This window comes from Paenimyroides marinum (assembly GCF_900108395.1).
Classification (GTDB): domain Bacteria; phylum Bacteroidota; class Bacteroidia; order Flavobacteriales; family Flavobacteriaceae; genus Flavobacterium; species Flavobacterium marinum.
In genome coordinates, this window is the sequence record NZ_FNXE01000077.1 from 1 (window position 1) to 4757 (window position 4757).

The window sequence follows — 4757 nt, forward strand, 5'->3', positions numbered from 1 at the left end:
GATTTAACTGGAATCCTGCCGTTTTTCCAGACAGACCAAGCATTGCTCCCGATATTTCCCGTAAGGAAGTGCACTTTGAAAACGAACAAAAGAGCATACTTATCAAGTGATCTTTTGTTGTAAATCGCTTTGTATAACGATCGGAATCGCATTTTTTCACTTCTCTTTTTATCATCGAATCGTCAATTAATGAAATCAGCTGTCCGAAAACGGATTTTGTCGAAAAATGATTACTTTTACTCATCGTATTTTAAGTTTTGCAACACAAATTTACGATGTTTTTAGGAAGCCATTAAGTTGGCTTCCTTTTTATCGGACAACAATGATTTTTATAACAACTAATTTTAAATCACTATATCATGAAAAGAACATCTTATCTATTATTGCTTTTATGTATCATTACTTTTGTTACTATTTATAGTTGTTCCAAAGAAGATACCGATTCAGAATGTAACTGTGAAGTTGAAAGTACATCTGCAAAATTAAAAATTGGGAATAATGATTTTGATATAAAATTATATCAATCTGAAGAAAATCCCAATCAGTTTATTTCTATAAACACTGAGAATATTAATTCAGTCTATAATTATTTAAACAACAGTACTGATGATATATCCTCACTTGTGATTTTTTCAGAAAACATTGTAGATAATCAAATAGATTTAAACAATATTAATGGATTTATAGTATACAAACAAATTAATAGAAAATTCAATAAAAAATATGAGGTAAATATCTTCAAAAAAAACAAAGAAGGAGGTTTTATAAAATTAAATGAATCACCTTTATACACTTATAATTTATCTACTAATAATTTTGGTGATGTAAATAAGTTATATTTCAATTCTACTTCAACTACTATTCATATTTTTAATCCTAAAAAAGTACATAAAGGACAAAATATCATTTCTACATTCCAAAAACAATTAGAAAAGGAATATTCAACAAGAGGAATATCAAATAAAGGTCCTCGTCCTTGTGGATCACCTTGTAATATAAATACAGCAGATGCTTCGTATTGTGAAATAGATATGACTTCTCAAGGGGAAGTTTTAGGATACAGATGTTTTAATTATGGTACTCATCCAGGATGTCTAAAGGAAGAAGCTGATGAAGTTTATGACTCATATGTATTATCACCTACTGCCTACAGCTTTAGAGATGATTATTTAGATGTTCAACCAGGAGGAGATATCTATACAAGCATTTACTATTCTATTTCTACAGACTTTATATACAGTAATCTTACTTATTCATTTGCAGAACAAACTGCTACTCTGTTAGAGTCAATAGTTCCTAAGATACAATATATAACAGAAAATCCATATAGTTCAACTGTGCTGTTTTCGTCATCTGAAGCTGCTCCAATTAAAGCATATCTTACTTCTTTTAAATCTAAAGTTGGAACTACAGAAACAAAAGATAAAATTGATTTTCTAATTAACAAAATTAATAGTTTTGAGAACAAATCTTGTAATTATATTACAAGTAATTTAGCAACTGAACTATAAACAAATTGTACCTCATGATAAATGTAAAATCCTTTTCGAGCGTATTCGTATTATTACTTATAAGTATATTAATAAGTTCTTGCAGTTCTAGTTTTGATAATAAAGAATATCCCATTATTTATTCCTCAAAGAACACGCAATTTAATATGTTTTTTTATAGTGGTGAATTTCCCGTTGATGAAAAACTCTTGCTTAATAAAGATAAAAGCTATTTTTATGAAACATGTTCATTAAAAGAAAACGGGATATGGAAATTTAAAGGTGATTCACTTTTTTTATATTGTCATGAGAAAAGTTTTAAAACAGCAAGCATGAATAATGTTGATTCATTAAAACAAGTTGTAATTTGCAGGGAAACACCAAGTACTTGGATAATAAAAAGCAACCGAATAAAACAAGTTGGTAGTAACGCTCTTTTATTCGAATAAAAAAACGACAGAGTTTTCTATCCGAGCTTATCCCTAAAAATAAAAAAATCCAAGAACAAATTGCTCTTGGATTTTTTATTATTTTGAAATTATCAGTATTACTTAATAATCTTCAATTCATTAATTAAGTTGGTTGCGCCTGCATATTTATCGATAATGAACAATACGTAACGGATATCAACATTAATGGTACGTTGTAATTTAGGATCAAAAATAACATCGCCTGCCATTGCTTCAATATTACCGTCGAAAGCCAATCCAATCAGTTCCCCTTTTCCGTTTAAAACCGGTGAACCCGAGTTACCACCTGTAATATCGTGATCTGTTAAAAAGTTTACGTGCAATGTACCGTCTTTATCTGCATATTGTCCGTAATCTTTAGCGTTATACAAATCAATCAAACGTTGTGGGTTTTCAAACTCTTCATCGCCCGCTTTGTGTTTTGCGATGGTTCCTTGCAATGTGGTGTACCAATTCTCTGCTGCATCATTCGGGCGATCGGTACGGCGTGGTAAATCAATTACTTTTCCATAAGTTAAACGCAACGTTGAGTTGGCATCAGGATAGTATTTTGTTTTTGGATTTGCTTGTCTTAATCCGTCAACCAATCTGCGGAAAGCGGTATCGTATTTTTCTTTTAACGGAGCTAAATTTTCTGGTTGCTCACGGTATTTTGTCAATAAATCAGTCGAAATCTTAAACAATTCATCGTTTTCAATCATTGATTTTTCCGGATTGTTCAAATATTTCATCATTAAATCCTTTGATGAAAAAATACTTCCGGCAAAAGCTTTGCCGATCAATTTAGAATAATCGTAATTGTTTTGCTCACCCAATTGTTTTACATACGGTGCAATGGCATATCCTGTAGATTTTGTGGCATATAAATTTAATTGACGTGCCAGCATTTCTGATTCTAACGGTGCATAGAACCCTTCGTACGCATCATTGATTGCTTCTTCTAATCTTGGGCGCATCTCTGCACGTTTTGCTTCGTTTTCATTGGCATATTGGATCAAAGCATTTCCAAAACTGTAAGGAATTGCCGCTAAATTAGACGTACGTAAAATAGTCATTAAATAATTATCGTGACGTGCTTTTTCATTTGTAGCAGCATAATACGCGTTAATATCGGCAATTACGTTTCCATATTTTTCTTTATTTTTCTTTTCATTTGCCCATTTATTGAATTTTGCCTCATCTGTGCGTTTTGTTTCAGCCGTTTTGTGCTGTTTTAAGGCATCAATCATTCCCTGGCGATTTTTCCAGTAATTAGCAACACCTGCATATTTGCTTGCGTACGCCAAACGAACTTCATCGCTTTGATCCATGTATTTTTTCATCACGTCCATTCCCAAACGTGACCCTTCAACCCAAGCAGGATAAGCAAACTCCACGTTTTGCTCAATTCCTTCTGCCGGCATCCAGCGGTTTGTTCTTCCTGGATAACCCAAAATCATTGAGAAATCGCCTTGTTTTAATCCCTGGATATTTACAGGTAAAAAATGTTTAGGTTTTAACGGAACGTTATCTGCCGAATATTCTGCCGGATTTCCGTTGGCATCACCATATACGCGGAAAATTGAAAAATCACCCGTATGGCGTGGCCATTCCCAGTTATCTGTATCCCCACCGAATTTACCAATACTATTTGGCGGAGTTCCTACTAAACGAACATCGGTATAATCTTGATATACGAAATAGTAATATTCATTTCCTTGAAAAAATGATTTTACCGAAACGGTATATTTTCCGCCTTCGTTGTTTTCTTTATCGATTTTAGCTATTTCCTGATTGATGGCTTTTTCACGCTCAGCTTCGGTCATATTATCGTTAACAACGTTTAAAATACGTTTGGTAACATCGTCCATACGAACAAAGAAACGCACCGAAACATCTTTAGGTTTGCGTTCATCGGCTTGGGTTTTTGCCCAGAAACCGTTGGTTAAAATATCGTCTTGCGGCGTAGATAGTTCTGCAATGGCACTGTACCCGCAGTGGTGATTGGTTAATACCAAACCTTGGTCTGAAATAATTTCGGCGGTACAACCTCCGTCAAACTGCACAATGGCATCTTTTAATGAATGGTTGTTAATGCTGTAAATTTCGTCGGGAGTCAACTGTAACCCCATTTTTTGCATATCGCGGTAATTTAAACGTTCAATGAACATTAAAAACCACATCCCTTCGTTAGCAAACATTCCCAAAGGCATTGCAAGCATAAACAAAGAAAGAAATAAGCTTAATTTTTTCATTATTTAGTTAATTTTTTATCTACAAGCGAAGATACTTAAATTTTGCGATACAGAAATGATTTAATAGAATTGTAACATACTGTTTTTATTTTTTTCTTATATTTATTTGAATTTTAAAAATATACGCTATGGGATTATTTTCATTTATTAAAGAAAAAGGTGCTAAAATTTTTGGTAAAAAAGAAGAAGATGCGCCAATTGAAGAGAAAAAAGAATTACAGGCTCAGGCATTGCTTGATTATGTAAAAAGTTTGGGGTTAACTTATAACCGGCTGAAATTATCTGTTACCGATGACGATGTTAAAGTAGAAGGTGAGGTAGCTACACAGGCAGACGCTGAAAAAATTCTTTTGGCTATTGGAAATCACTACTAACCGACTAACTTTTCAAAATTAAGGAGCTTCCCATTGTGGTTAGCTCCTTTTTTCATATTTTGGTTTTACGACAAATCAAAAATATGAGCAATAAAGATACAGAAAAGAAATTAGTCGGTCAGCCGATTTTCAAACAAATCATCAATTTTATTCCAAAAGATAAATTTGATATGCTTGTCTACAAGCATA

5 protein-coding genes are annotated in these 4757 nt (G+C 32.8%); 3 read left to right on the plus strand and 2 right to left on the minus strand.

Annotated elements, in window-relative coordinates; translation table 11 throughout:
* On the minus strand, window positions 1-244 hold a 244-nt coding region (locus tag BLW20_RS14250; protein WP_143037772.1), incomplete at its 3' end, for a DUF4372 domain-containing protein.
* Window positions 245-359: 115 nt separating this feature from the next.
* Here BLW20_RS14250 and BLW20_RS14255 point away from each other — a divergent pair.
* Together BLW20_RS14255 and BLW20_RS14260 are read left to right on the plus strand one after the other, a co-directional pair.
* Entirely contained in the window at window positions 360-1511 is a 1152-nt protein-coding gene (locus tag BLW20_RS14255) for a hypothetical protein (protein ID WP_091102863.1), read from the plus strand.
* A gap of 146 nt (window positions 1512-1657) precedes the next feature.
* Window positions 1658-1939 (plus strand): hypothetical protein, encoded by a 282-nt coding sequence (locus BLW20_RS14260; RefSeq protein ID WP_091102867.1) that lies wholly within the window; start codon window positions 1658-1660, stop codon window positions 1937-1939.
* Between the two features lie 98 nt (window positions 1940-2037).
* Here the strand turns inward: BLW20_RS14260 and BLW20_RS14265 are convergent, their stop codons facing one another.
* On the minus strand, window positions 2038-4194 hold the full coding sequence (locus tag BLW20_RS14265) for a S46 family peptidase (RefSeq protein ID WP_091102872.1): 2157 nt from the start codon (window positions 4192-4194) through the stop codon (window positions 2038-2040).
* A 128-nt stretch (window positions 4195-4322) separates the two neighbouring features.
* Here BLW20_RS14265 and BLW20_RS14270 point away from each other — a divergent pair, with 128 nt between their 5' ends.
* The gene (locus BLW20_RS14270; RefSeq protein WP_091102875.1) at window positions 4323-4568 is read left to right on the plus strand and encodes a hypothetical protein; all 246 of its coding nucleotides are present in this window, start codon (window positions 4323-4325) and stop codon (window positions 4566-4568) included.
* The last annotated feature ends 189 nt before the right edge of the window (window positions 4569-4757 follow it).